We start from the raw sequence: 24,858 nt of genomic DNA, 5'->3' as shown, positions 1-24,858 counted from the left end.
TCGACATGGCGTCCGTCGTCGGCACGGACGACCTGCTGCTCGTCACACTGGACACGCTTCGTTTCGACGTCGCCGCCGAGCTCGCCGCGGCGGGCCGGATCCCCCATCTGACGCGGCTTCTTCCCGGTGGCGTCTGGGAACGCAGGCACGCCCCGGGCAGCTTCACCTACGCCTCCCATCAGGCGATCTTCGCCGGTTTTCTGCCCACGCCCGCCCAACCCGGCCCTCATCCCCGGCTGTTCGCGGCGCGTTTCGCGGGCAGTGAAACCACAGCGGAGGGCACGTTCGTGTACGACGCCCCGGACCTGGTTTCAGGACTGGCGGAGGCCGGATACCGCACGGTGTGCATCGGTGGTGTCGGGTTCTTCAACCGCCAGGGTCCTCTGGGAAACGTGCTGCCGGGACTGTTCCAGGAGAGCCACTGGGAGCCGGAGTTCGGCGTGGCCTCGCCCGTCTCGTTCGAGGCACAGGTGCGGCGCGCGGAGGAGATCGTCTCCTCGCTCCCCCGGGACCAGCGGCTGTTCCTGTTCGTCAATGTGGCGGCCCTGCATCAGCCCAACTGGTTCCATCTGCCCGGCGCGACCCGCGAGGCGGGCGATTCACGCGCGACGCATGCCGCCGCCCTGGAGTACGTCGACCGGCACATCGGCCGGCTCTTCGCGGCGGCTAGCAGCAGGCGGCGCTGCTTCGCGATCGTCTCCTCCGACCACGGCACGGCGTACGGCGACGACGGGTACACAGGTCACCGGCTCGGCCACGAGGTGGTCTGGACGGTCCCGTACGCGCAGTTCTTCCTGCCCGGACCCGCGGAGTCCCCGGCAGGCGGCCAGAGCGGGGAGACGCGATGAATGCGATCCGGCCCTACCAGAGCTATGTGTACGCGTATCCGCACAAGACGGCCTACCGGCCGTTGCCCGGCCGGCCCTCGCTGCGGGAGCTGTGGGCCGCCGAGCGCAAGGACGCGCTCTCGCTGTATCTCCACATACCGTTCTGCGAGGTCCGCTGCGGCTTCTGCAATCTGTTCACCCGGATCGGCGCCCCCGACGAGCTGACCACGCGCTATCTCGACGCGCTGGAACGGCAGGCGACGGCGGTCCGGGAAGCCCTGGGGGACGCGGATCCGGTGCGCTTCACCGCCGCGGCCTTCGGCGGCGGCACCCCGACCTTCCTGACCGCTGCCGAGCTGGCCAGGCTCTGCGACATCGCGGAGCAGGGCATGGGCGCCGGTCTGGGCACGGTTCCGCTGTCCGTGGAGACCTCCCCGGCCACCGCTACCGCCGACCGGCTCGCCGTGCTCGCCGAGCGCGGCGCGACACGGCTGAGCATCGGTGTGCAGAGCTTCGTCGACGAGGAGGCGCGCGCGGCCGTCCGGCCGCAGCGGCGCGCCGACGTCGATGCCGCGCTCGGCCGGATCCGGGACGCGGGCTTCCCCGTGCTCAACATCGACCTGATCTACGGCATCGACGGGCAGACCGGTGCGACCTGGCGCCGTTCACTGGACGCGGCACTGTCCTGGCGGCCCGAGGAGCTGTATCTGTATCCGCTGTACGTACGGCCGCTGACCGGGCTGGGCCGCCGCGCCGCCGCGGACACCGACGAAGCCTGGGATGCCCAGCGCCTGCGGCTGTACCGGGAGGGCCGCGATCACCTTCTCGCCCACGGCTACGAGCAGGTGTCGATGCGGATGTTCCGCCGCGCGGACGCACCGGCACAGGGCCCGGACGACCACGCCTGCCAGACCGACGGGATGATCGGACTCGGCTGCGGGGCCCGCTCGTACACGTCCGGGCTGCACTACTCCTTCGACTACGCCGTCGACATGGGCGAGATACGCAGGATCATCGACGACTACACAAGCGCCGACGACTTCAGCCGGGCCGAGGTCGGCCGGCCGATCGACGGGGACGAAGCACGCCGCCGTCATCTGCTCCAGTCGCTTCTCCAGTCGCGGGGCATGCCCGTGGCGGAGTACGCGGACCGGTTCGGGAGCCATCCGGGCCACGACTTCCCCGTCGAGCTGTCGGACTTCGCCGAGCGCGGCTGGCTGGAGGAGACGGGCGGGCGGCTGCGGCTGACGGCCGAGGGCCTCGCCCACTCGGACGCGCTGGGGCCCGCGATGTTCTCGCCCGCCGTGCGGTCCGCGATGATCGCCTACGAGGCCAAGTGAGGGAGTGCCGATGGACCTGACCCTGCTGTACCGGGGCCCGCTCGCCTCCTGTGACTACGACTGCCCGTACTGCCCCTTCGCCAAGCGCCGCGACAGCCGGGAGCAGCTGCGAGCCGACCGGGACGCACTGCGCAGGTTCGCGGCCTGGGCGGCGCAGCAGTCGGACGACCGTCTTTCCGTGCTGTTCACACCTTGGGGAGAGGGGCTGGTCCGGTCCTGGTATCGCAGCACCCTGGTCGAGCTGTCCCGGCTGCCGCACATCCGGCGGGTCGCCATCCAGACCAACCTGAGCTGCCGCACCGACTGGCTGGCGGACGCCGACCGGGACACGCTGGCGCTCTGGTGCACGTACCACCCCGGGCAGACTCCGTACGACCGGTTCCTCCGCAAGTGCCGGGAGCTCACAGAGCGAGGGGTGCGGTTCAGCGTCGGGGTGGTCGGCTTCGAGGAGCATCTGGAGGAGGCGCGGCGGCTGCGGGCGGATCTTGCGCCCCATGTCTATCTGTGGATCAACGCGGCCGAGGGGCACACCTACACCGACGAGCAGGCCGCCCGCTGGACGGCCCTCGATCCGCTGTTCCCCTACAGCCGCCACCCCCACCGTTCGGCCGGGCTCCCGTGCCGTACCGGGGAGTCGGTGATCTCGGTGGACGGGGACGGCTCGGTGCGGCGCTGCCATTTCGTCCGCGCCCGGCTCGGCAGTCTCTACGACGGCTCCTACCGCGCGGCGCTGAAGCCCCGCGCCTGCCCGCTCGCCGTATGCGACTGCCACATCGGCTATGTCCACCTGGAGTCGCTGCCGTTGTACGACGTGTTCGCGGGCGGGGTCCTGGAGCGGATCCCCGCCCACGCGTCAGCACACGGTGGGGTGAACGGTCCCGGGCCCGGGCCGGGCCTGGGGCCTGGACTTGGTAGCGGTCCTCAGAGCGGAAGGAGGTCCGGGCGCTTCGGCACCACATGATCGCCGGAGGACTCGCCGCGCAGTCGCCTGCCGATCCACGGGACCAGGTACTCCCTGGCCCAGTGGATGTCGTCCCGACGGATCTCCAGCGCACCCCGGGGCGGCAGTGGGGGCCACTCCTGGTCCGGGTCCGCGGGGATGTCGATGCCGAGGACCTGAGCGGCGCGGAGGGCGACACGGGTGTGGCCCTCCGGGGAGAGGTGGAGGCGGTCATCGTCCCAGGCCCGGCGGTCCTGTACGGACCTGAGCGACCAGAGGTCCAGTACGGGGCAGCCGTGGCGGTCGGCGATGGCCCGTACGTGGGCGGTGTACGTAGCGATCTTGCCGCGCAGATGGCGGAGCACCGGCACCCCCCGGGTGTCGAATCCGGTGGTCACCATGACGGTGCCGACGGATGCGCGGAGGTCGGCCACTGCGCGTTCGAAGCGCTCGGCGACGTCGTCGGGGTCGGTGCCGGGCCGGATGATGTCGTTGCCCCCCGCGCAGAACGTCACCAGGTCGGGGGCGAGTTCCTTCGCCCGGGGAACCTGCTCCTCCACGATCTGGTCGAGCAGCCGGCCGCGTACGGCGAGGTTGGCGTAGCGGAAGGTGTGCTCCGGTACACGGTCGTCGAGCAGCACCGCGAGGCGGTCTGCCCAGCCGACGAACTGCTCGTCGGGCCCCGGATCCCCCACGCCCTCGGTGAAGCTGTCACCGATCGCCGCGTACGACCCGAATAGTGTGTCTGTTGTTGATCTCGAATCGTCTGCCACGTCACGACATCTTTCACCGCGCGAAGTGACCTACGCCACCGTAGGAGGGGTTGACGGGGCGTGACATAGACCACCGAGCCGGTTTCCGGCGGACGGGAATACCGGCGGCACACAGACGTCCGCCGCTCCCCGCGTCAGGTGGGGAGCGGCGGACGTCACTGACGTCACGTCAGTTGGAGGGAGTGGTTCAGAGGCTCACACCGTGCTGGCGGAGGTAGGCCAGCGGGTCGATGTCCGATCCGTAGTTCGGGGTGGTGCGGATCTCGAAGTGGAGGTGCGGACCGGTGGAGTTGCCGGTGGATCCGGAGAGGCCGATCTGCTGTCCGCCACTCACGCTCTGCCCGGCCGAGACGGAGAGGGAGGAGAGGTGGGCGTACTGGGAGTAGGTGCCGTCCGCGTGCCGGATGACGACCTGGTTGCCGTACGCGCCGGCCCATCCGGCCGAGGCGACGGTGCCGGGGCCGACGGACTTGACCGAGGTGCCGACGGAGGCGATGAAGTCGAGACCGGTGTGGTAGCCGCTGGACCACATGGCACCCGGGGTGCGGTAAGCGGTGCTGATGCCTCCGGCGACCGGAGCGGAGTAGAAGGACTCCTTGCTCTTCACGGACGGGGCCTCGGCAGCCGCGGGGGCGGCGGCCTCGACCTTGGCCTCGGCCTTGACCCTGGGGGCGGCCGGGGCGGCCTTGGGGGCATCGGCGGTACGGTCGGCCGACCGCGAGGCTCGCTCACTCTTCGCCGGCGCCTGGGCGGGGCGCTCGGTCGGCGGCGCGGCCTTCGCCGCGGTGCCGAGGGCGAGCTTCAGGCCCGGGTGGATCAGTGAGGGGTTCTCGCCGACGACCTCGCGGTTCTCGGCGTACAGCTTCTTCCAGCCGCCGCGGACTTGCTGCTCTTCGGCGATCTTGGACAGATAGTCGCCGGACACGACCGTGTAGGTCCTGGGCGGCTTCGCAGCGGCCACCGACTGCGGGGCGGCGGCCTGTCGGGCGACTGCGGCGGTGTGCTCGGCGGTGGCCGCGGGAGCGGACTTCCCCGTGGCGTGCGCCGCGCCTGCGGCGCCGATGAGCGGGAGTGCGATGGCGGCGCCACCGGTTCCCGCGGCGACGAATCCGCGAGCGAGCGGGCTGGTCTTGGGTCGGCGGTGCTTACCCCGTCCGGGCATGGCGAATTCCTCTCCGGCGCCTGCGAGGTGAGCTGTCGGGTTCGGGCTGGAGCTGCCCGGCCGTGCGATGGCACGGCTACACCCCGAGCCGTCCGGAATCCCGGGACGGCGACTTACCTGGGTCCCCCGCTCCTGCCACGCGTGGGTGTGTGCGGAATTCCGGACGGCGGCAGGATTCGGCGGTCCGACCGGATTGCGGCGACCGTAGGCGAGTCGGGCGAGCGGTACAAGCAGTCCTATTCGGTCGGCATTCACCCGTGCGATATCAACGGGGATTTTCCGGTCACCCTGCGTGGATTACGGATCTTTGATTGCCTTATACGCAAAGGGGTTTGATGGGGAGACACGGCAACGGACCGTCACGAATATGATCCCGCTCACGACGGGAATCCCATCTCATTCCTTACCGGTGCACCCTTCCCCAATTCATCAAATCGGACAGAACCGGCATTAACCTCAGACAGACCCACTTCGGGCAGGGTGATTTCCCGAGGAATCCATGTCGTATGGTCAGGTGCACGCCGTCGTCGGCGCGCGACGCCAACCGCAGACACGGAGGAGCCCCCGTGACGCAGCAGCTGCCCCAGGTCCCTTCGACCGAGCCCGAGCTCTCGGGCGTGCGCAACTTCCGGGACGTGGGCGGTCTGCCGACCGTGGACGGGCGCCGGGTGCGGCACGGCAGACTGTTCCGCAGCGGTCACCTCGCCCACGCCACCGCCGACGACGCGGTGTTCCTCGCGTCCCTGGGGCTCCACACGATCTTCGACTTCCGCAACGCGGCCGACCACAAGCTCGAGGGGGCCGACGTCGAGCTGCCCGGAGTGCGGAACGTGAACATCCCGCTCAGCGACCCCGCCGACGGCGCCGAGTTCTGGATGATGGTGCGCGACGGCAATCTCGAACAGCTGCGCTCGATCCTCGCCGACGGCAAGGCGGCCGGCCGGATGTCCGACTCGTACCGGAAGATGATCAAGGAGCGGACCGAGGAGCACAGCAGCGTGCTGCACTCCCTCGCCGAGGACAGTGTCCCCGCCCTGATGCACTGCGCCGCGGGCAAGGACCGCGCGGGCCTGTCGATCGCGATCTCCCTGCTCGCGGTGGGCGTCGAGCGGGACGCCATCGAGGCCGACTACCTGAAGTCGAACGATCCGCACCGCCGCTACAAGGTGCGCCGCAGCGACACCTCGTCCGCCGGCATGTCCCCCGAGGTCATGGACCTGCTCAACCCGCTCTTCGATGCCCGCGCGGAATACCTGGCGGCGGCCTTCGAGACCATCGAGGAGACCTGGGGCGGCCCCGAGCGCTATCTCTCCGAGGGGCTCGGCATCGCGCCCGAGACCCGGGAGCGGCTGCGCGACCGTCTGCTGGACGGCGCGGCCTGATACCTCCGCGCGCCCCCGGCCTCACTGCCCGCCGACCGTGAACAGCAGGTAGAGGAACGCCGCGAACAGGTGGCCCGCGACCAGGTAGGCGAACAGCCGGACGGCCAGGCCTAGCGGGAACTTCTGGTCGCTCGGCGAGGACTTCTCAAGTGCATCGGGCATGCGGGTCTCCTCAGGTGTGCGGTCGCGCGTGCGGATCGGGGCTCTGGAGCAGGGTGTGGACGAACAGCAGCTCGACCCCGCCTGGTGTGGCGGAGGCGATACGGTGCGGGGTGAGCGAGTCGAAGTGCGCGCTGTCCCCCGGGGCGAGCTCATGGACGGTGTCCCCGAGGCCCAGCCGGAGCCGGCCGTCCAGGACGTAGAGCCACTCCTCACCCGGATGGACCCGCACCAGATCACCCTGGGCCCCGTGGGGCACCCGCACCCGCAGGGCCTGCATGGCGCGGCCCCGGCCGCCGGCCTGCCGGTAGCTCCAGCCGTCGGCCTCAGCGGGTCCCATCCCGCCACCGCGGATGACGGAGTCGCGTTCCGGTGGGTGCTCACCGAGCAGCTCTGCGACGGTCGTGCCGTAGATCCTCGCGAGGGCGAGCAGCATCGGGAGCGAAGGCTGCCGATGGCCGGTCTCCAGCCGGGAGAGATGCGCGGGTGACAGGCACGCACGCCGGGCGGCTGCCTCCAGGGTGAGACCGCGGCGGCGGCGAAGGTCGCGCAGCCGCGGGGCCATATCGGGCAGCTCGCCCACCGGCTGCCCCGGAGGCTCTGAGGCGGAAGGACTCATGCGTCCATTGCGCCAGGATCTTCCCTCTGGGGCAAATTTCTTGCCTCAGAGGCAAAGCGGCTCCCGGGGACGCTAGCGCTGGGCCACAGCCTGCTTCACCAGCGTCCTGCCGAAGTCCCACATCAGCCCGCCGCCCCCGTGCGCCTCGTCCATCACGGCGGTGAACGCCGCAACGAACCGGTCGACCTCCGCCTCTCCGATGACCAGCGGTGGAATCAGCTTGATCACTTCCATATGGTCCCCGGAGACCTGGGTGAGGATCCGGTGCTTCTGGAGCAGCGGCACCACCACCATCTGCGCGAAGAGTCCCTTGCGCGCGGCTTGCAGCATGGTCCACCGGCCGCGCAGTCTCAGCGAGGACGGCCTGCCGAACTCGATGCCGATCATCAGGCCCCGGCCGCGGACCTCCTTCAGCAGCTCGTAGCGGTCCACGAGGGCGGTGAGCCGCGACTTCAGCAGTTCACCGATGGCCCTCGCGTTCGCGACGAGCTGCTCGTCCTCCAGGACCGCGAGCACCGCGAGCCCCGCGGCCATCGCCTGGGCGTTCGCGCCGAAGCTCGCCGAGTGCACCAGCACCCGGTCCATGGACGAGTAGACCTTCTTGAAGATCCAGTCCCTGCCGAGGGTGGCGCTGACCGGGACACAGCCGCCCGAGAGCGCCTTCGCCACACACACCAGATCGGGCTCCACCCCGGCTTCGTGCTGATACGCGTAGAAGTCCCCGGTCCTGCCGAGGCCGGTCTGCACCTCGTCCACGATCAGCAGGGCTCGGTGCCGGCGCAGCAGTTCCTGTGCGGCGGGCAGGAAACCGGGCGGGGCCTCGTGCACGCCCTTGCCCTGGATGGGCTCCACGACGAAGGCCGCCACGTCCCCGCGTCCCAGCTCCCGTTCCAGCGCGGCCAGATCGCCGAGCCCGACGGCCGTGTCGGGGAGCAGCGGGGCGAAGCCGTCGCGGAAGGCCGCCTCACCGTTGACCGAGAGGGAACCCGTGGTCAGCCCGTGGAAGGCATGGGCGCAGTACAGGACCCTGGGTCTGCCCGTGGCGTACCGGGCGAACTTCAGGGCCGTCTCGACGGCCTCCGTACCGCTGTTGCCGAAGTACACCCGGTCCAGGTGCGGGCTGTGCGCCAGCAGCTGCTCGGCCAGCAGCCCGGGAAGGGGTGAGCAGTCGAAGCGGGTGAGATCGGGGAGCGAGGCGTCGAGCACGTCGTGCAGGGCCTTGCGCACGACGGGGTGGTGCCGGCCGAGACCCATGACGCCGAAGCCGGCGAGCATGTCGAGGTAGTCGTTGCCGTCCGTGTCCCAGAAGTACGCGCCCTCACCGCGCTCGTACACCTTGTCGAAGCCGATGGTGCGGAGCATGCGCGGCAGCTGGTGGTTGAGATACCTGCCGTGCAGCTCGTAGCGTTCGCCGCCGCGCTCCGCGAGCAGGCGCCCGAGGTCGAACCCTTCGCTCATCGCCCGTACCCCTCGCTCTCTCCCCGTCAGCGGTTGCCGGACACCGTCTCCCGGGCGGCCCTCAACGACTCCTTGAGGGAGCCCATGGTGGCGAGTACCGCGGTCGGTTCATAGCCGCAGTGCGCCATGCAGTTGGCACAGCGCGGGTCCTTGCCCCGGCCGTACTTGCTCCAGTCGGTCTCCTCCACGAGCTGACGGTACGTCGGCACGTAGCCGTCGCTCATCAGATAGCACGGCCGCTGCCAGCCGAAGAGCGAGTAGTTCGGGATCGCCCATGCCGTGCACGGGAAGTCGACCCTGCCTTCGAGGAAGTCCAGGAATAGCGGTGAGTGGTTCAGCCGCCAGCGTCTCCGGTTGCCTCCGGCGAAGGCCTTCCGGAACAGCTCGCGGGTCTGCTCGACCCCGAGGAAGTGCTCCTGATCGGGTGCCTTCTCGTAGGCGTAGGCGGGCGAGATCATCATCTCGTCGACCTCGAGCTCGTCGTTGAGGTAGTTCAGCACCTCGATGACGGTCTGCGGGGTGTCGGTGTTGAAGAAGGTGGAGTTGGTGGTGACCCGGAAGCCGCGCTGCTTGGCCTCCTTGATGGCCGCCACGGCCTCGTCGAACACGCCCTCCTTGGCGACGGACTCGTCATGGCGCTCACGCAGCCCGTCGATGTGGACGGCGAAGGCGAAGAACGGGGACGGGGTGAATTCGTCCATCTTCTTGCGCAGCAGCATCGCGTTGGTGCACAGGAAGACGTACTTCTTCCTCTTGACCAACTGGCTCACGATCTCACTGATCTGAGGATGCATCAGCGGTTCACCACCGGCGATCGACACCATCGGCGCCCCGGACTCCAGCACGGCGCCGACCGCCTGCGCGACGGGCATGCGCTGCTTGAGCACGCCCGCCGGATGCTGGATCTTCCCGCATCCCTCGCACTTCAGATTGCATGCGAACAACGGCTCCAGCTCCACGATCAGCGGAAACTTCTCCCGCCTGCGGAGCTTCTGTTCGAAGAGGTAGGTCCCGACCCTGATGGATTGGCGGAGCGGCATGGCCATCTGGCTCACCTCCTGGGGAGCAGCGAAGAACGGTGCCATTCATGGAAAGCCGGAAGCACGGCACGCAGGACACGGATTGCCGATATTCCACCGCGGACCGTGCCGATGCGTACCAGTTCATGCTCTGGAGCGTCCACGACCACCCGGACGGCCGCAACGGGGCGCACGCCCGCGCTCAGAGCGCTGTGGAGCGTGGCGGCGGACTCCATGTCCGCCGCGATCGCCCCGGTGGCGGCCAGCGCCGTGCGCTCCTGGCCGCGCACCACGTGATCGGAACCGGTCAGCGGGCCGCAGTGGACGGTGCGACCGGGTACGGCACGGGACAGCTCCCGGACCAGCAGCTCGGCGCCGTCGCAGGTGGTGGCCCCCCAGGGGCCGCGGGTCTCGGCCGCCACCACCAGGTCGCCCGGGTGCATGCCCGGGACGAGCCCGGCGCAGAAGCCGGAGGCCAGGACCGCGGTGCCGGTGCCTCGCCGGTCGAGGAGCGCACGGCTGACGGCCCGCTGCGCGTTCGCCGGGCCCATACCCGTACGGAGTACGGTCACCGGTCCGGGCGCGCCGGCACGGCGTTTGCGTCCGCCGCGCAGGGCGAGCTGCTCGATGCCCAGCGCACAGGCGATCAGCAGCTCGGACGGCCCGCCGCCGGACTGCCCGCGCCCGGACTGATCGGCGGGGCCGGCGGGGGCGGTGCGGCCTGCGGAATCCGAGGCGTCCACGGTCAGACCCCGTTCCGGCGGGCCGAAGGCTCGCCGTGCACGTAGCGGCCGAGTGCGGTGAGCGGGAAGACCTGGCGGTAGAGGTGGTAGTTGATGGAGAAGTCCCAGGGGAAACCGGTGCCGGTGAAGTGCGGCTCGTCCCAGGAGCCGTCCGGGCGCTGGGTGTCGGTGAGGAAGGCGATGCCGCGCTCGGCCGCCTTGCCGTCCCGCTCCCCCGCGGCCAGCAGGGCCATCAGGGCCCATGCGGTCTGCGACGCGGTGGACACGCCCTTGCCGACGGACGCGGTGTCGCGGTAGGAGCGCAGATCCTCCCCCCAGCCGCCGTCCTCGTTCTGCACGGACTCGAGCCAGCGGACGGCACGCCGGATGGCGGGGTGCCCGGTGGGCAGACCCGCAGCGGTGAGCGCCGGTACGACCGAGCCCGTTCCGTAGAGGTAGTTGACGCCCCAGCGCCCGAACCACGCTCCGTTCGGCTCCTGTTCGGCGAGCAGCCATTCAAGGCCGGCGCGGGTACGGGGGTGGTGGGCGCGCCCCTCGTGGGCGAGCATCTCCACGACATGGGCGGTGACATCGGCGGACGGCGGGTCGATCACCTCGCCGAAGTCGCAGAACGGCAGCCGGTTGGGCAGCCCGCTGGTGTTGTCGGCGTCGAATGCCGCCCAGGCGCCGTTCTTCGACTGCATCCCGAGCGTCCAGTTGCCGGCTCGTGCGATCGCGGCCTCGACGCGCTCCGGATCAGGGTGCCTGACCCTGCGCAGGGCCAGGATGACCTCGGCGGTGTCGTCGATGTCGGGATAGTTGTCGTTGTGGAACTCGAACGCCCAGCCGCCAGGGGCGAGCCGGGGTTTGCGCACGGCCCAGTCGCCGCGTTTGACGACCTCCTCGGCGAGCATCCAGTCGGCGGCCTTCACCAGGGCCGGATGGTCGGGGGGCAGTCCGGCGTCGGCGAGGGCGATGGTGGCGAGGCAGGTGTCCCAGACCGGCGACTGGCAGGCCTCGATCATCCGCACGGGGCCACCCCCGTGGCCGCCCTCCCCCGGCGTTACGTCCTCCCGCCAGACGGCGAAGCGGTCGAGCGACTCGAGACCCGAGCGCATCACGGGATGCCGAAGGTCGTAGCCGAGCAGATGCAGCGCGATCAGCGAGTAGACGGCGGGCGGCTGGATACCGCCCCAGCAGCCGTCGTTCTCCTGCCGCTCGACGATCCAGCGCGCCGCGGCGTTCAACGCCGCACGCCGCAGGGGACGAAGGGCGACCTTGCGGTAGCCGTGCAGCACCTTGTCGAGGCGCTGGAAGACTCCGTCCCAACTCGCTGCGGGCGCAAGGGGCCTGGGCGGACTGGGGCAGCGGCGGTCGGTGTGCAGCTCATCGAGCGGGAACGGCGCGGGGCGCACGGGCCGCTTGGCGGAGACGATGGTGAGCGGGACGATGGTCTGCCGGGCCCAGCAGCCGAAGTCGTAGATGTTGAGCGGGAACCATGAGGGCAGGAAGATCAGTTCGGGCGGCAGTTCGGGCAGGTCCTCCCACTTCCACCAGCCGAAGAGCGCCAGCCAGATGCGGGTGAAGACCCGGCTCGCCGCGATCCCGCCCCGGGCACGGATCCAGGCCGCCGCACGGTCCATGTGCGGGTCACCGGGGCGGTCGCCCGCAAGGCGCAGCGCGACATAGGCCTCCACGGTGGCGGAGATCTCTCCGGGACCGCCGTGGAACGTGGCCCATGCGCCGTCGTCACGCTGCTTGCCGCGGATGAAGCGGGCCGTCGCAAGGGTGGTCTTCTCGTCCTGGACACCCAGGAACTGGCGGAGCATCAGATCCTCGGCGTCCATCGTGACATTGGTCTCGAGGTCGCCCTTCCACCAGCCCCCGGCGTCCTGGATGTCGAGCAGGTACTCCGCGGACCGCTGCGCCGCCCGCTCGGCGGCGAAGAGCGCATCGGCCCCTGGAGCAGGGTCGCCGGATGAGGGTGGGTCGGTAGGCGTGGAGGTCGGTTCGCTGGCCGCGGCTGCGCGGGGTACCGGGGCCCCGGAGCTTCCGTCGGTCGTCGCTGTCATGGCTTCCCCTTCGTGCAGTCGGATCTCTGCTGCTGCGGGTCTGCCGTCGGCCGGTGCCGTCAGGGGCACCGGCCGGCGACTGCGAGCTCATATGCGATTGAGGGTGATCATCTCTCGCGCGGTGTTCTCTCTCGCCTGATCGGCTCCGCGACCGGCCGTGTGACCGGCTGCGTGAGGGGCGCTCCGTACCGCTGTCGTCATCTCTTGCGTACGACCACGAAATCGGCGAGCGCGACGAGCTGCGCCCTGACCCGGTCCGGCATCTCGATACGGTCCAGCGCGCCCACCGCGATCGCGTGCTGCCTGCGGGCCTCGTCGGCGGTCCACTCGCGACCGCCGGCTTCCTCGATCAGAGCCGCCCTGGTGGCGAACTCCTCCTCGGAGAAGCTGTCGAAGTCGCTGCTCTTCGCGTCGGCGGCAAGCAGTTCGCCCAGCCGCTCGGACGCGGGGCCGCCCGCAGCGAGCGCGGCGACGACCGGCAGCGACTTCTTGCGCTGACGCAGGTCGCTCCAGGTCTGCTTGCCGGTCGACTCGGGGTCGCCCCAGATGCCGAGCAGGTCGTCCACGGCCTGGAAGGCGAGTCCGAGGTGGTAGCCGTAGGTCTCCAGGGTGTCGGCGGTGTGGTCGTCGGCGCCGCCGAGCACCGCGCCGATCGACACCGCGCAGGCGAGCAGCGCGCCGGTCTTGTTGCCCTCCATCTCCAGGCACTCCTCGACGGTGACCCGCTCGCGGTGCTCGAAGGAGATGTCCTGGGCCTGGCCGTCGATGAGCCCGCGGGTGGCCGCGGTCAGCCTGCGGGTGGCACGCCCCGCCTCGACCGTGCCGAGTTCCAGCAGGATCTCGTTGGCCAGTGCGAAGAGCGCGTCGCCGACCAGGATGGCCTGGGCCGGTCCGTGCACCTTCCACACCGTGTCGCGGTGGCGGCGCTGCTCGTCACCGTCCATCAGATCGTCGTGGAGCAGCGAGAAGTTGTGCACCAGTTCGACGGCGACGGCACCGGGAACACCGACTTCGGGGGCTGCCCCGGCCACCTCGGCGGACAGCAGCGCGAGGGCAGGCCTTACGGCCTTGCCGCCGTCGCCGTCGGCAGGGCGTCCTTGGGCGTCGATCCAGCCGAAGTGGTAGGCGGCGACGGTGTCCATGGGCTGCGCGAGCCGGTCCACGGCAGCGCGCAGCACCGGGGTGGACAGGGTCCGCCCGCGCTCGAGCAGCGCGGTGACGTCCACGGTGTCAACAGCCGGGTTCGCCGAGGGCGCAGTCGGCACTTTCTCTCCTCTGGTTCCAGTGCTCGGTGTCATGCCGCCTCCTTGAGCGGATGTTCATGGGGGCGGCCGAGATCGGTCAGCGCGGCGGCGGCGGCGCTGATACCGCTGCGCACAGCGCCTTCCATGGTCGCGGGCCAGCCGGTGGCGGTCCAGGAGCCGGCCAGGTACAGGCCGGATGCGCGGGTGCGCGCGGCGGGCCGTAGCCTGCCGACGCCTGGGGTGGGTGCGAAGGTGGCGGTGCGCTCCCGGGTGACGAAGAAGTCCCGCACCTCCGCGCCGTGCGCGGCGGGCAGCAGCCGTTCCAGCTCGGGCAGATAGCGTTCGCGCAGCGCGGTGACCGAGGCGTCGATCTCGTCGTGTGCGGCGGACTGGGAGAGGGCCAGATACTGGCCTTGGGCGAGTCCTGAGGCGTCCGTGCGGTCGAAGACCCACTGGATGGGACTGCCCAGTGCGGCGAAGAACGGCCGGCGCAGCACCTTGCGGTCGTAGACCACATGGATGTTGAGGATCGGTGCGGTGCCGATGTCGAGCAGCCGGTCCGGCTGGTCGAGGGTGCCTTCGGGCAGCAGGGCGTGCGTCTCGCGCTGGGGCACGGCCAGAACGACGGTGTCCGCGTCGAGACTCAGGGTGCCTGCTGTGACGTTCCAGCGGCCTTCCTCGGTGCGGATGACGGCACTGGCACGAGTACGTAGTTCGGTGCGCACGCCGGCGCAGTCGAGAGCCTTGCGGGTCAGCGTGTCATGGAGGTCACCGAGCGGGACCCTGGCCCAGCCGATGTCGGCGGCGCCCGGTGCGGAGAGCAGTCCGGTCTTGAACACCATCGCGGCGAGGCCCAGGGACGCGTGGTCCGCCGTGGCGTTGAGGGTCGCCACGCCGACGAGGTCCCACAGGGCCTCGATGGCACGCCGGGACTGGCCGTGCCGGCCGAGCCAGGTGGCGAAGTCAAGGGTGTCCAGGGCCGGGTCGGCGGGGTCGAGCCGCCCGAGCGCGAGCGCGGCCCGACCGACGGCCGCCCGCTCGGCGAGCGAGAGGTGCGGATACCCGGCCAGGCTGCCGGCGAGGTGCAGCGGCACGGGCAGCGCGGTGCGGCGCAGGTGCCCGAGGCGCGGGCGGCGTGGATCGGCGACATCGAGTACGGGGACGTCGAGCCGGTCCTGGAGCGGGGCCAGACGTGCGCCATCCACCCGGTCGAGGAACCAGCGGTAGGCGGTGCAGCACCGCAGATACACGTGCTGGCCGTTGTCGACGCTCAGCTCACCTCGCCGGAACGAGAACGCGAGACCGCCCAGGCGCGGCCTGTTCTCGACCAGGGTGACGCGCAGTCCCGAGTCGGCGAGCCGCAGGGCGGCGGTGACGCCCGCGAGTCCACCACCGACCACCACCGCATGCGGCTGTGCCGCCGCGGCGCCATGTGCCGTCATGGGCCCTCCCCGTCCTCGAAGCACGGGGGGTACGACCGCGATGCTCCGGCCCGCGTGTCCCCCGTCGTGGTTCCCCGCATCGCACTGGACAAAGACGCGGCGATATCGCGGAGGGTTGCACCCCGGTTACCGGTGTGCGGGGGACACGGTACACAACGAGCTACCCAGCGGGCACTGAGAGCACGGCCGTCACAGGGGTCACCGGGTTCACGGCGGGAGTGGCGGCCCCGGCGGCTCCCGGGGGGAAGGGATGCACGGGCACCACGGACGGCGCGGATGGTACGGGGCTGACCGGAAGCACGGGGCCGCATCAGGTGCGCCTCCTGACGGCCTGCGGCAGGACGCTCCGGGAGACATGCCGGGCGTCGAAACCCGACAGTCCACGGACGGCCACGAAGGCCTTCTCCCGGCCCGGCAGCGAGACCCGGCCACGCAGCACGGCCTCGGGGTCGCGCTCGATGCGGTCGAGCAGCCGCCGGTAGATCCCGGCCATGGCCGCCACACAGGCCCCGCTGCGCCGGTCGAGCATGGGCAGCAGCCGGTAGCCCTCCACGAACAGGCCCCGGGCACGCCGCACTTCGTAGTGCACGAGGCCGGCGAAGTCCGCGCCGTCGGGCGGCACCGGGCTGCTGAGGCCCGTGGAGCAGCCGAACTTGGCGAGGTCGTCGGAAGGCAGATAGGTGCGGCCGCCCGCCGCGTCCTCGCGGATGTCGCGGAGGATGTTGGTGAGCTGGAGAGCGAGCCCCAGCGTGTCGGCGTACTCGGATGCGCGGTCGGCGCCGCGCGCGCCGGGCTGCGTGCCGAACACACCGAGCGACAGCCGGCCGATGGCGCCCGCGACACACCGGCAGTAGACCTTGAGGTCGTCCCAGGTCTCATAGGTCTCGCCGCGGACGTCCATGAGGACCCCGTCGATCAGCTCGTCCAGCCCGCCGAGCGGGATCGGGAAGCGGCGCGCCGCGTCGGCGAGCGCCACGGCCACCGGGTCGGTGTCGTCCTCGTCGACCTTGTCACCGCGGATCCTGCTGAGGAGTTCACGGGTCGACTCGAGCCGCTCGTGTTTCGCCGGCTCGCCGAGGCCGCCGTCACCGATGTCGTCGACCCGGCGGGAGAAGGCGTACAGCGCGGACATGGCCTGCCGCTTGTCCGGAGGCAACAGGCGGATCCCGTAGGCGAAGTTCCGTGCCTGCTGCCCGGTGACGGCCTCGCAGTAGCTGTACGCGGCCCGTACCGGCGCGGACATGGGCGGGTGTCCCTCCATGTTTCGGCTCACCCCTCTCTACTGGCTCTGCGCACGACAGCTGCCACTTCGCGCACGAGTCCCGCCCTGGTCGGTGCGGGTGGTCCGGGGAGTACGTCATACCCGGCCGCCTCGATCGCCGCGAGGGCGGCGCGCCCACCGCCCACGAATCCGGCGAGCAGCAGCCTGAGCCTGCCGTGCACGGAAGCCACGAGCGGAATGCCCTCGTCGAGCAGCCGCCCGGCGCGCCCGGCCTCGAACGCGACGAGCTCGCGCACCCGCTCGCTCGCGGTCGGCGCCGCGAGATCGGCCTCACTCACCCGGAACCGTTTCATGTCGTCGGCGGGGAGGTAGATCCGGTCGGCGGCCAGGTCCTCCGCGATGTCCTGCAGGTGTTCCACGATCTGGAGCGCAGTGCAGACGGTGTCGGACAGGCGGATCCGCTCGGGGCTGGTGGTGCCGGTGACGGCGAGCACGAGCCGGCCCACCGGATTCGCGGACAGGGCGCAGTAGGCGACGAGGTCCTCGTAGGTCTCGTAGCGGCTGACGAACTGGTCCTGGCGGTTTGCCTCGATCAGTCCGGTGAACGGCTCGGGGGTGAGCGCGTGGCGGCGGACGGTGGGCACCAGGGCCCGGAGCAGCGGATGACGCGGGGGGTCCCCGCCCTCCACGGAGCCGTCGCCGTCCCGGAAGACACGCCGCAGATCGGCCTCGAGGGCGTCCAGCATCATGATCCGGTCCTGGGCCTGCCCCGGGTCGAGGCCGAGGTGGGCGGCGTCCGCCCCACCGGGTACGAGGTCTCCGTCACCGATGTCGTCGACGAGCCGTGCGTAGCCGTACACGGCCATCAGATGGTCGCGCCAGGCCCGCGGGAGAAAGAAGGGGGCCACGGGAAAGTTCTCGTGGGCGGCCTTGTCCAGTGTGGTGCGCGGGGCGGCGTCGGGGCGCACCTGCCGGGTTCCCGTCACGTCGGGCTGCCCGCTGCGGGGACGGCGCCGTACACGCGGAGCTGGAGATCTTCCGTCATAGCCGTCACATCTCCCGTTCTACACTGCCGACCCAATACATCCTATTTCGGACACGCCGCCGTGAATCAGCACCGTTACAGCTTACGTTGTACAGCCCCCGACTCCGGGACGGGGTGCTGCGAGCGTCACAAGAACACTGCGATCCGCGACCAACCACCCCAGGGGGCACAGGAATTGACGGCTCTTTGAGCCACCGACCCGGTGCGGGGCCCCACCGGATCGCTCCGGTGGGGCCCCGCTGCCGTGCTCGCCCGACCGGGGCTACTTCCCGGTCTCCTTCTCGTACGCCTTGAGGACCTCGGCGGTCGGCCCGTCCATCAGCAGCTCGCCCTTCTCCAGCCACAGCACCCGGTCGCAGGTGTCCCGGATGGAGCCCAGGCTGTGGCTCACCAGGAAGACCGTGCCCGCATGCTCGCGCAGCTCGCGGATGCGCTCCTCCGAGCGGATCTGGAACTTGCGGTCACCGGTGGCCAGCGCCTCGTCGATCATGAGGACGTCGTGGTCCTTGGCGGCGGCGATGGCGAACCGCAGACGGGCACCCATACCGGAGGAGTACGTGCGCATCGGCAGCGTGATGAAGTCGCCCTTCTCGTTGATACCGGAGAAGTCGACGATGCCCTCGTAGCGCTCCCGCACCTCCTCGCGCGACATGCCCATGGCAAGACCACCGAGGATGACGTTGCGCTCACCGGTCAGATCGCCCATGAGCGCCGCGTTCACGCCCAGCAGGGACGGCTGGCCGTCGGTGTAGACCTTCCCGCTCTCCGTGGGCAGCAGTCCGGCGATGGCACGCAGCAGGGTCGACTTGCCGGAGCCGTTGGTGCCGATGAGCCCGATGGCCTCGCCTCGGTAGGCGGTGAAGGTGACACCGCGCACGGCGTGCACCTTGCGCACCCCGCGCGCCTCCTCGCGGTCGCGCTTGAGTATCCGGCTCAGCGCGGCGGTGGCACTGCCGCGCCCGCCGCTCGCGCCGTTGACGCGGTACACGATGTGGACGTCGTCGGCGATGACGGTGGGCACTCGTGCGCCACTCGGGGTCCTGATCTCGTCAGCCACGGCCGTACCGCTCCTCAGCCTTCCAGAAGTACACGAACCCGACGACGCCCAGCAGGACGGCCCAGGCCAGGGCCGCGAACCAGACGTGCGACGGCAGGTTCGACTTGTCGTACCCGTCGATCAGGGCGAACCGCATCAGGTCCATGTAGACGGCCGCCGGGTTGTACATCAGCACGTCGGCGATCCAGCTCGGCTTGCCCTTGAGCATCTCCTGGATCGAGAACATCACGCCGGAGCCGTACATCCAGGTACGCATGATGAACGGCATCAGCTGGGCCAGGTCGGGGGTGTTGCTGCCCCAGCGGGCCATGATCAGCGCGAGGCCGACGTTGAACACGAACTGGAGGGCGAGCGCCGGAATCACCAGCAGCCAGCTGAGCGAGGGGTAGCTGCCGAACGCGACCGCGACGAGCACCAGCACGATCATCGAGAACAACAGCTGCTGGAGCTGCTGGAGCGCGAAGGAGATGGGCAGCGAGGCACGCGGGAAGTGCAGGGCCCTCACCAGGCCCAGGTTTCCGGAGATCGCCCGTACGCCCGCCATCACCGAGGTCTGGGTGAAGGTGAACACGAACACACCCGTCACCAGGAACGGGATGTAGACCTCCTTCGACATCCCGCGCCCCGCGCCGAGGATGAGCCCGAAGATCAGGTAGTAGACGAACGCGTTGAGCAGCGGTGTCGCCACCTGCCACAGCTGGCCGAGCTTGGCCTGGCTGTACTGGGCCGTGAGCTTCGCCGACGAGAAGGCGAGGATGAAGTGGCGGCGGCCCCAGAGCTGCCTGACGTACTCGAAGAGCCCCGGTCGGGCACCGCTCACCGTGAGGCCGTACTTGGCGGCCAGCTCCGCCGGCTTCAGCCCGGCGTCGGGAGATGGCGGGGCGGCCGTCACGATCGCACCGTCATGGGTTGTGTCACTCACAAGTTGAAACTTTCGTGTTCAAGATGCGCGTCAGTTGGGGGCTCAGGTGGCGGCCAGGGCCCGGATCGCGCCCGATGCTCTCAGACCGCGGTCCGTCACACGACGGGTGGTCGGCCCAGCCTTGTCAGCCGCCATACCGTACGCCACTTCATGGGCCTGCGGGGCCCGCAGGGAGTCGTCCAGCCCTCCTTGAATCCACCGAACCACGCCTTGAGCGCCGACAGCGAGGGACGCCTGGCGAGTGTGAGAAGAATCCAGACACCGAGGTACAGCGGCACCAGCGGCGCGGGCAGATTGCGACGAGCCAGCCACACCCGGTTACGGGCCACCATGCGGTGGTAGACCGCATGCCGCGAGGGCGGGGTCGGCGGGTGGTTCAGCACCATGTCGGAGCGGTAGTCGATCATCCAGCCGGCATCCAGGGCCCGCCAGGCGAGGTCCGTCTCCTCATGGGCGTAGAAGAACTCGTCCGGGAGCCCTCCGACCTCGGCGATGACCTTGGTCCGGACGGCGTTGGCACCGCCCAGGAAGGTCGTCACCCGCGAGGAGCGCATCGGGTCGGACGCCCTCAGCCGCGGCACGTGGCGACGCTGGGTGGCACCGGTCTCCGGGTCGGCGATCCGGAAGCTGACGATGCCCAGGGCCGGGTCGTCGGTGAACGCCCGGCGGACCAGCTCCGCGGTGTCGTTGTTCGGCAGCAGACCGTCGTCGTCGAGGAAGAGCAGCGCGTCGACCTCCGTACCGGACGGCCCGAAGGCTTCGATACCCACGTTCCGCCCGCCCGGGATGCCCAGGTTCTCGGGCAGGTCCACGGTCCGTACGAAAGGGAAGTCGTCCACGCCGGTCACCGGAGCGCCGTTGCCGACCACGATCACCTCGACGGGGTCGCCCTCCTGCTTGGCGACGGAGTCCAGCAGGGCGCGCAGGTCGTCGGGCCGGTTGCCCATCGTGATGACGACCGCACCGAGTTTCATGCTGTTGGTCATACGCTCACCTCAGCCTGCTGGAGACGAGGATGGACACCAGGTGCAGCACCGTCTGGAGCAGCGCGATGGCGGCCAGCACGGCGACGCCGAGGCGGGAGAAGAACAGATCGCCCCGGATCTGGTCGGCGATGGCGAGCACCAGGATGAGCAGCGAGGCCTCGATGCCGAGTACCAGCCGGTGGAACTTCAGCGCGGCGGCCGCCCGGCGGGCGAGCGCCATCCCGGACGAGCGCGGCTCGGCCGCCGCGTCCTTCACCGGCTCCATCCCGGCCTGGTGCCGGGCCACCCCGACCAGGTCGGTCTCGGCCTTGATCAGGATGGCGCCGAGCGCCGCGAGAGTGCCGAGGAAGGCCCACAGCCAGTCGATCCCGCCGCCGCTCCACAGGTCAGCCGCGCGCAGGCCGAAACCGACCAGGACCGCGGCGTCGCACAGATAGGCACCGACCCGGTCCAGGTATACGCCGGACAGGGAGTACTGCTTCTTCCAGCGGGCGACCTCGCCGTCCACGCAGTCCAGCAGCAGGTAGAGCTGGACCATGACGACGCCGAGCACGGCGCCCCAGATGCCCGGCACCAGGAGGGCGGGCAGCGCCAGCACACCGGCGACGGTCATCAGATAGGTCAGCTGGTTCGGGGTGACCTTGGTGGTGACCAGCAGGCGGGTGATGCGCAGCGAGATCTCCCGCATGTAGAGGCGTCCGCCCCAGTGCTCGCCGCTGCGCCGGTCCTTCACACCCGCCGGGTGCACGACCGGGCGGAGCTCAGCTACGGATGGTCTTGGCATAGTCGGCGTACGCGTCCCTGATCTGGTCGGTGGACAGGTCGAGGTGCTCGAGGATGGTGAAGCGTCCAGGGCGGGTCTGCGGCGCGTACTCGACGGCGCGGACGAACTCCTCGGACGAGAAGCCCATCTCGTCGGGCAGCACCGGCAGCCCGTGCCGGCGGAGCACCTCGGCGAACAACGCGGACTGCTCATGGGCGCCGCGCAGGTGCATCGCGAAGGCGGCTCCGAGGCCGGCCTGCTCGCCGTGGCTGGCGGCCCGCGTGGGGTAGAGCAGGTCGAAGGCATGGCTGATCTCGTGGCAGGCCCCGGAGGAGGGACGCGAGTCGCCGCTGATCGACATGGCGATACCGGAGAGGACGAGCGCCTCGGCGAGCACCGTCAGGAACTCGTCGTCGCCGACGCCCCCGGGGTGGCGCAGCACGGCCTCGCCCGCGGTCCGGGCCATGGCGGCGGCCAGTCCGTCGACGGACTCCCCGGTGATCTTGTGGGAGAGCTCCCAGTCGGCGATCGCGGAGATGTTGGAGATCGCGTCACCGATGCCCGAGCGGACGAACCTGACCGGGGCCTCGCGCACCACGTCCAGGTCGATCACCATCGCGATCGGCGAGGGGACTCCGTACGAGCCACGCCCGTTGTCGTTGTCCAGGATGGAGATCGGCGAGCACAGACCGTCGTGGGCGAGGTTGGTGGCAACCGCCACCAGGGGCAGGCCGACCCGCGCCGCAGCGTACTTCGCCACGTCGATGATCTTGCCTCCGCCGAGACCGACTACCGCGTCGTAGCGGCGCTTGCCCTTGATCTCGTCGGCCAGCCTGACCGCCGAGTCGATGGTGCCGTCCGCGACCTCGTACCAGTCGGCGCCGGGCAGCACCGGGGCGAGCCGCTCGCGCAGCGCCTGGCCGGAGCCGTTGCTGATCGCGAACGCCAGCTCGCCCGACGCGGAGATCCGCTGGTCGGCCAGCAGGCCCGCCAGATCGTCCATCGCCCCGCAGCTGATGTCGACGACGACCGGCGAGGGAATGAGCCGGGTCAGTACTGGCACGCGATCTCACGGCCCTTCGCGAGGTCGTCGTGGTTGTCGATCTCGACCCACTTGACGTCACCGATCGGCGCCACGTCGATCGTGAAACCGCGGTTGACGAGCTCCTGGTAGCCGTCCTCGTAGTAGAGGTCGGGGTCGCGCTCGAAGGTGGTCCTCAGCGCGTCGGCGAGCTCTTCGGCGGCATCGGGCTCGATCAGGGTGACGCCGATGTACTCGCCCGTGGCGGTGGCCGGGTCCATCAGCTTGGTGATCCTCCGCACGCCCTCGCCGTCGGCGGTGATCACCTTCATCTCCTCGTCGGCGAGCTGCTTCACCGTGTCGAGGGCGAGGATGATCTTCTGGCCGCTGCCACGGGCGGCGAGCAGGGTGTGCTCCACGGAGACCGGGTGCACGGTGTCGCCGTTGGCGAGGATCACGCCCTGCTTCAGCACGTCACGGGCGCACCACAGGGAGTAGGCGTTGTTCCACTCCTCTGCCTTGTCGTTGTCGATCAGGGTGAGCTTCAGGCCGTAAGTGGCCTCCAGCTCGTCCTTGCGTGCGTACACGGCCTCCTTGCGGTAGCCGACGACGACGGCGACCTCGGTGAGGCCGATCTCATGGAAGTTCCGGAGCGTGAGGTCGAGGACCGACAGGTCCCCGTTCACGGGCACGAGGGCCTTCGGAAGCGTGTCGGTGTACGGACGCAGACGCCGTCCTGCACCGGCTGCCAGTACGAGGCCGATCATGCGGGTTCTCCTTCGTCATGTACGGCGGGTGCTCCGGCGGAGACCCAGAAGCGGATGGACTCCACGAGCACCACCAGGGCCACGACCACCGCGAGCACCGTGAGCGCGACGGTGAAGCCGGAGCCCTGCGCCACCAGTGCGGCGGCGAGGACCGACACCGCGAGTGTGCGGCCCTCGTGGCCGCCGATGGTACGCACCAGCCAGGCAGGCGGCGCGCCGGTGCCACCGCGGATGCGGTACACCGTGTCGTAGTGATGGTAGGCGACTGCCGCGACCAGCCCGAAAGCCGCAGGCAACGCCCCGTTCGCCTCGGACCGGGCGGCGAGCAGCAGGATCACGCCGTACTCGGTGGCCCGGAAGACCGGGGGAACGAGCCAGTCGAGGGCTCCCTTGAGAGGGCGGGCGACCGCGAGGCCCGAGGTCGCGACGTACAGCGCGGCCGCGGCGACCGGCCACCAGCTGCCGGGGGTGCTGAAGGCGGCGGCGCACACGACGACGGCGCCTCCGGCCGTGGCGATCAGCAGGGTCGCGATGCCGGGCAGGCCGCGCGCCACCCCCGCGAAGGCCGCCGCGAAGCTCTCGGCGAGCCGGCCTGAGTCGGCGAGGTCCGCGAGGGCCTGGGCGGCGCGGTCGGTCCTGGTCGCCTTGCGGGTCACCGAGCGGAGCACCCGGCCGGCGGTGGTGTACAGGGCGGCGAAGGAGCAGCCGACGAGCAGCGCGTAGAAGACGATCCGGGGCGTGGTCACCGCCGTCAGCACAGCGATCATGGCCCACCGCTCCCCGATCGGCAGCACGATCATGCGGCGTACCCAGACCGTCCAACCGACGCTGTCGAGCCGGTCCGAGAGCGCGGCCGTGGGACTGGTGTTGGCGGTCGCGTCGTGATTGGCCTCGTTGAACGAGAAGTCCACCACGTGCCGGCAGGTCTGGAGCACCATCGCGCCGAGGGCCAGGGCCCAGACGTCGTCCCCGTTCCTGGCGGATCCGAGGGCGAGGCCCGCGTAGAAGGCGTATTCCTTGGCCCGGTCGAAGGTGGCGTCGAGCCAGGCCCCCATCGTCGAGTACTTCAGGGCGTAGCGGGCGAGCTGTCCGTCCGTGCAGTCCAGGACGAAGGAGAAGAGAAGCAGGAAGCCGGCGGCGACATAGCCGCCCCGGGTGCCGGTGGCGGCGGCGCCCGCCGCTATCAGCGCGGTGATCAGCGAGGCCGTGGTGACCTGGTTGGGGGTCAGTCCGCGGCGGGCGCACCAGCGGGCGACGTAGCGCGAGTACGGGCTGATGCAGAAGGTGGTGAAGAAGCCGTCGCGGGACTTCACCGCCGTGCGCAGCCGTACGGCCTCGTCGTCCACGGCGGCGATCGCCTGGCGGGCCTCGTTGCGGGCCTGGGGGTCCTGCGGCACGGTCGAGACGAGCGAGCCGAGCTCGGGCCGGTGCGGGGTGACTCCCTCGGCGGCGAGCGCGTCGGCGATCCGGTCGGCGAGCACGACGGCCCGGTCCGTGGCGGGGTGTGCGGTGTCCGCCCCGGTGGCGGACGGGGCCTCGCCCGAGGACGCGGAGGTCTCCCCGGCCACCACGCGCGTGGCCTCGCCGGTGGACGCGGAGGTCTCCCCGGCCGCCGCGCGCAGGGCGCTCAGCAGCGCGGTACGCGCTTCCGGCTGGGCCGTCACCGCACCCGGCACGGCAGCGGCCGGGAAACGGGGGTCCGTCAGGCCGAGACGCAGGGCATGCACATGGCCGACGAGTCGCGGGTCCACGACGGCGACCCGTTCGCCTGCCGGGACGGCGGCGACGAGCGCTGCGGTTCCGTCGGCGCCGGAGGCGGTACGGACTTCGAAGCCCAGCGACCTCAGATCGCCTTCGAGCGGCGATCCGGGTACCGGCGTGCCGGTGAGGATGGCGGTCGACAGACGGACTCACTC

The 24,858-nt window shown here is 70.5% G+C and carries 23 protein-coding genes and 1 riboswitch; of the genes, 4 read left to right on the top strand and 19 right to left on the bottom strand.

Annotated features, from left to right (window positions below):
• Window positions 1-5: 5 nt before the first annotated feature.
• From ABZ532_RS09040 to ABZ532_RS09030, 3 genes are read left to right on the top strand one after another with little or no spacing between them, the layout of a single operon-like run.
• A complete protein-coding gene (locus ABZ532_RS09040; protein WP_361280797.1) occupies window positions 6-848 on the top strand; it encodes an STM4013/SEN3800 family hydrolase in 843 nt (280 codons plus the stop codon).
• Window positions 845-2,167: an STM4012 family radical SAM protein gene (locus ABZ532_RS09035; RefSeq protein ID WP_361280609.1), complete on the top strand. Its 1,323-nt coding sequence runs from the start codon at window positions 845-847 to the stop codon at window positions 2,165-2,167. The genes ABZ532_RS09040 and ABZ532_RS09035 overlap by 4 nt, the downstream gene beginning before the upstream one ends.
• A 10-nt stretch (window positions 2,168-2,177) precedes the next feature.
• The gene (locus ABZ532_RS09030) at window positions 2,178-3,128 is read left to right on the top strand and encodes an STM4011 family radical SAM protein (protein WP_361280607.1); all 951 of its coding nucleotides are present in this window, start codon (window positions 2,178-2,180) and stop codon (window positions 3,126-3,128) included.
• On the opposite strand, the gene ABZ532_RS09025 is transcribed toward ABZ532_RS09030, so the two are convergent.
• Window positions 3,089-3,880 carry an SGNH/GDSL hydrolase family protein gene (locus tag ABZ532_RS09025; protein WP_361280606.1) on the bottom strand — a complete coding sequence of 264 codons (792 nt, stop codon included), beginning with the start codon at window positions 3,878-3,880 and terminating at the stop codon, window positions 3,089-3,091. The two genes, ABZ532_RS09030 and ABZ532_RS09025, sit on opposite strands and share 40 nt — an antisense overlap.
• Before the next feature lie 187 nt (window positions 3,881-4,067).
• Window positions 4,068-5,042 carry a LysM peptidoglycan-binding domain-containing M23 family metallopeptidase gene (locus ABZ532_RS09020; RefSeq protein ID WP_361280605.1) on the bottom strand — a complete coding sequence of 325 codons (975 nt, stop codon included), beginning with the start codon at window positions 5,040-5,042 and terminating at the stop codon, window positions 4,068-4,070.
• Between the two features lie 4 nt (window positions 5,043-5,046).
• A riboswitch (cyclic di-AMP (ydaO/yuaA leader) is annotated at window positions 5,047-5,200 on the bottom strand.
• A gap of 408 nt (window positions 5,201-5,608) precedes the next feature.
• Between ABZ532_RS09020 and ABZ532_RS09015 the strand changes: the two genes are divergently transcribed.
• Complete coding sequence (locus ABZ532_RS09015; protein WP_361280604.1) at window positions 5,609-6,424, top strand: tyrosine-protein phosphatase; 816 nt, start codon at window positions 5,609-5,611, stop codon at window positions 6,422-6,424.
• A 21-nt stretch (window positions 6,425-6,445) separates the two neighbouring features.
• Here the strand turns inward: ABZ532_RS09015 and ABZ532_RS09010 are convergent, their stop codons facing one another.
• From ABZ532_RS09010 to ABZ532_RS08930, 17 genes are all read right to left on the bottom strand, one after another.
• A complete protein-coding gene (locus ABZ532_RS09010; RefSeq protein WP_361280603.1) occupies window positions 6,446-6,586 on the bottom strand; it encodes a DUF6126 family protein in 141 nt (46 codons plus the stop codon).
• Between the two features lie 10 nt (window positions 6,587-6,596).
• Window positions 6,597-7,202 carry an XRE family transcriptional regulator gene (locus tag ABZ532_RS09005; RefSeq protein ID WP_361280602.1) on the bottom strand — a complete coding sequence of 202 codons (606 nt, stop codon included), beginning with the start codon at window positions 7,200-7,202 and terminating at the stop codon, window positions 6,597-6,599.
• A 72-nt stretch (window positions 7,203-7,274) separates the two neighbouring features.
• Window positions 7,275-8,660, bottom strand: a complete 1,386-nt coding sequence (locus ABZ532_RS09000) for an aspartate aminotransferase family protein (protein WP_361280601.1) — start codon at window positions 8,658-8,660, stop codon at window positions 7,275-7,277.
• A 26-nt stretch (window positions 8,661-8,686) separates the two neighbouring features.
• A complete protein-coding gene (hpnH, locus tag ABZ532_RS08995) occupies window positions 8,687-9,706 on the bottom strand; it encodes an adenosyl-hopene transferase HpnH (RefSeq protein ID WP_361280600.1) in 1,020 nt (339 codons plus the stop codon).
• Window positions 9,707-9,711: 5 nt separating this feature from the next.
• The gene (locus ABZ532_RS08990) at window positions 9,712-10,332 is read right to left on the bottom strand and encodes a 1-hydroxy-2-methyl-2-butenyl 4-diphosphate reductase (RefSeq protein WP_361280796.1); all 621 of its coding nucleotides are present in this window, start codon (window positions 10,330-10,332) and stop codon (window positions 9,712-9,714) included.
• A 92-nt stretch (window positions 10,333-10,424) separates the two neighbouring features.
• The gene (shc, locus tag ABZ532_RS08985; protein WP_361280599.1) at window positions 10,425-12,473 is read right to left on the bottom strand and encodes a squalene--hopene cyclase; all 2,049 of its coding nucleotides are present in this window, start codon (window positions 12,471-12,473) and stop codon (window positions 10,425-10,427) included.
• 197 nt (window positions 12,474-12,670) lie between these two features.
• Window positions 12,671-13,771: a polyprenyl synthetase family protein gene (locus ABZ532_RS08980; protein ID WP_361280597.1), complete on the bottom strand. Its 1,101-nt coding sequence runs from the start codon at window positions 13,769-13,771 to the stop codon at window positions 12,671-12,673.
• The gene (gene hpnE, locus ABZ532_RS08975; protein ID WP_361280595.1) at window positions 13,768-15,159 is read right to left on the bottom strand and encodes a hydroxysqualene dehydroxylase HpnE; all 1,392 of its coding nucleotides are present in this window, start codon (window positions 15,157-15,159) and stop codon (window positions 13,768-13,770) included. Before hpnE ends, ABZ532_RS08980 begins: the two co-directional genes overlap by 4 nt.
• A gap of 310 nt (window positions 15,160-15,469) precedes the next feature.
• The gene (hpnD, locus tag ABZ532_RS08970) at window positions 15,470-16,402 is read right to left on the bottom strand and encodes a presqualene diphosphate synthase HpnD (protein ID WP_361280594.1); all 933 of its coding nucleotides are present in this window, start codon (window positions 16,400-16,402) and stop codon (window positions 15,470-15,472) included.
• Between the two features lie 26 nt (window positions 16,403-16,428).
• Window positions 16,429-17,367: a squalene synthase HpnC gene (hpnC, locus tag ABZ532_RS08965; RefSeq protein ID WP_361280593.1), complete on the bottom strand. Its 939-nt coding sequence runs from the start codon at window positions 17,365-17,367 to the stop codon at window positions 16,429-16,431.
• A 321-nt stretch (window positions 17,368-17,688) separates the two neighbouring features.
• Window positions 17,689-18,483 carry an ABC transporter ATP-binding protein gene (locus tag ABZ532_RS08960; protein ID WP_361280592.1) on the bottom strand — a complete coding sequence of 265 codons (795 nt, stop codon included), beginning with the start codon at window positions 18,481-18,483 and terminating at the stop codon, window positions 17,689-17,691.
• On the bottom strand, window positions 18,476-19,405 hold the full coding sequence (locus ABZ532_RS08955; protein WP_361280591.1) for an ABC transporter permease: 930 nt from the start codon (window positions 19,403-19,405) through the stop codon (window positions 18,476-18,478). The genes ABZ532_RS08960 and ABZ532_RS08955 overlap by 8 nt, the downstream gene beginning before the upstream one ends.
• A gap of 95 nt (window positions 19,406-19,500) precedes the next feature.
• Window positions 19,501-20,379 carry a glycosyltransferase gene (locus tag ABZ532_RS08950; RefSeq protein WP_361280794.1) on the bottom strand — a complete coding sequence of 293 codons (879 nt, stop codon included), beginning with the start codon at window positions 20,377-20,379 and terminating at the stop codon, window positions 19,501-19,503.
• Window positions 20,380-20,395: 16 nt separating this feature from the next.
• Window positions 20,396-21,175, bottom strand: coding sequence for a CDP-alcohol phosphatidyltransferase family protein (locus tag ABZ532_RS08945; RefSeq protein ID WP_361280590.1), 780 nt, complete (start codon window positions 21,173-21,175; stop codon window positions 20,396-20,398).
• Window positions 21,153-22,217, bottom strand: a complete 1,065-nt coding sequence (locus ABZ532_RS08940; RefSeq protein WP_361280588.1) for an iron-containing alcohol dehydrogenase family protein — start codon at window positions 22,215-22,217, stop codon at window positions 21,153-21,155. The genes ABZ532_RS08945 and ABZ532_RS08940 overlap by 23 nt, the downstream gene beginning before the upstream one ends.
• Complete coding sequence (locus tag ABZ532_RS08935) at window positions 22,205-22,942, bottom strand: phosphocholine cytidylyltransferase family protein (RefSeq protein WP_361280586.1); 738 nt, start codon at window positions 22,940-22,942, stop codon at window positions 22,205-22,207. Before ABZ532_RS08935 ends, ABZ532_RS08940 begins: the two co-directional genes overlap by 13 nt.
• The gene (locus tag ABZ532_RS08930) at window positions 22,939-24,846 is read right to left on the bottom strand and encodes a DUF5941 domain-containing protein (protein WP_361280793.1); all 1,908 of its coding nucleotides are present in this window, start codon (window positions 24,844-24,846) and stop codon (window positions 22,939-22,941) included. Before ABZ532_RS08930 ends, ABZ532_RS08935 begins: the two co-directional genes overlap by 4 nt.
• Window positions 24,847-24,858: the final 12 nt, after the last annotated feature.

The sequence above is a fragment of the Streptomyces sp. NPDC019396 genome, from assembly GCF_040632375.1.
In the GTDB taxonomy this organism is placed as follows: Bacteria; Actinomycetota; Actinomycetes; order Streptomycetales; family Streptomycetaceae; genus Streptomyces.
This window is presented reverse-complemented; position numbering and strand designations above follow the sequence as displayed.

Coding starts and splice junctions, on each gene's coding strand:
- ABZ532_RS09040 (WP_361280797.1), top strand. CDS start 6: ATGGCGTCCGTCGTCGGCACGGACGACCTGCTGCTCGTCACACTGGAC.
- ABZ532_RS09035 (WP_361280609.1), top strand. CDS start 845: ATGAATGCGATCCGGCCCTACCAGAGCTATGTGTACGCGTATCCGCAC.
- ABZ532_RS09030 (WP_361280607.1), top strand. CDS start 2,178: ATGGACCTGACCCTGCTGTACCGGGGCCCGCTCGCCTCCTGTGACTAC.
- ABZ532_RS09020 (WP_361280605.1), bottom strand. CDS start 5,042: ATGCCCGGACGGGGTAAGCACCGCCGACCCAAGACCAGCCCGCTCGCT.
- ABZ532_RS09010 (WP_361280603.1), bottom strand. CDS start 6,586: ATGCCCGATGCACTTGAGAAGTCCTCGCCGAGCGACCAGAAGTTCCCG.
- ABZ532_RS09005 (WP_361280602.1), bottom strand. CDS start 7,202: ATGAGTCCTTCCGCCTCAGAGCCTCCGGGGCAGCCGGTGGGCGAGCTG.
- ABZ532_RS09000 (WP_361280601.1), bottom strand. CDS start 8,660: ATGAGCGAAGGGTTCGACCTCGGGCGCCTGCTCGCGGAGCGCGGCGGC.
- hpnH (WP_361280600.1), bottom strand. CDS start 9,706: ATGGCCATGCCGCTCCGCCAATCCATCAGGGTCGGGACCTACCTCTTC.
- shc (WP_361280599.1), bottom strand. CDS start 12,473: ATGACAGCGACGACCGACGGAAGCTCCGGGGCCCCGGTACCCCGCGCA.
- ABZ532_RS08980 (WP_361280597.1), bottom strand. CDS start 13,771: ATGACACCGAGCACTGGAACCAGAGGAGAGAAAGTGCCGACTGCGCCC.
- hpnE (WP_361280595.1), bottom strand. CDS start 15,159: ATGACGGCACATGGCGCCGCGGCGGCACAGCCGCATGCGGTGGTGGTC.
- hpnD (WP_361280594.1), bottom strand. CDS start 16,402: ATGTCCGCGCCGGTACGGGCCGCGTACAGCTACTGCGAGGCCGTCACC.
- ABZ532_RS08950 (WP_361280794.1), bottom strand. CDS start 20,379: ATGAAACTCGGTGCGGTCGTCATCACGATGGGCAACCGGCCCGACGAC.
- ABZ532_RS08945 (WP_361280590.1), bottom strand. CDS start 21,175: ATGCCAAGACCATCCGTAGCTGAGCTCCGCCCGGTCGTGCACCCGGCG.
- ABZ532_RS08935 (WP_361280586.1), bottom strand. CDS start 22,942: ATGATCGGCCTCGTACTGGCAGCCGGTGCAGGACGGCGTCTGCGTCCG.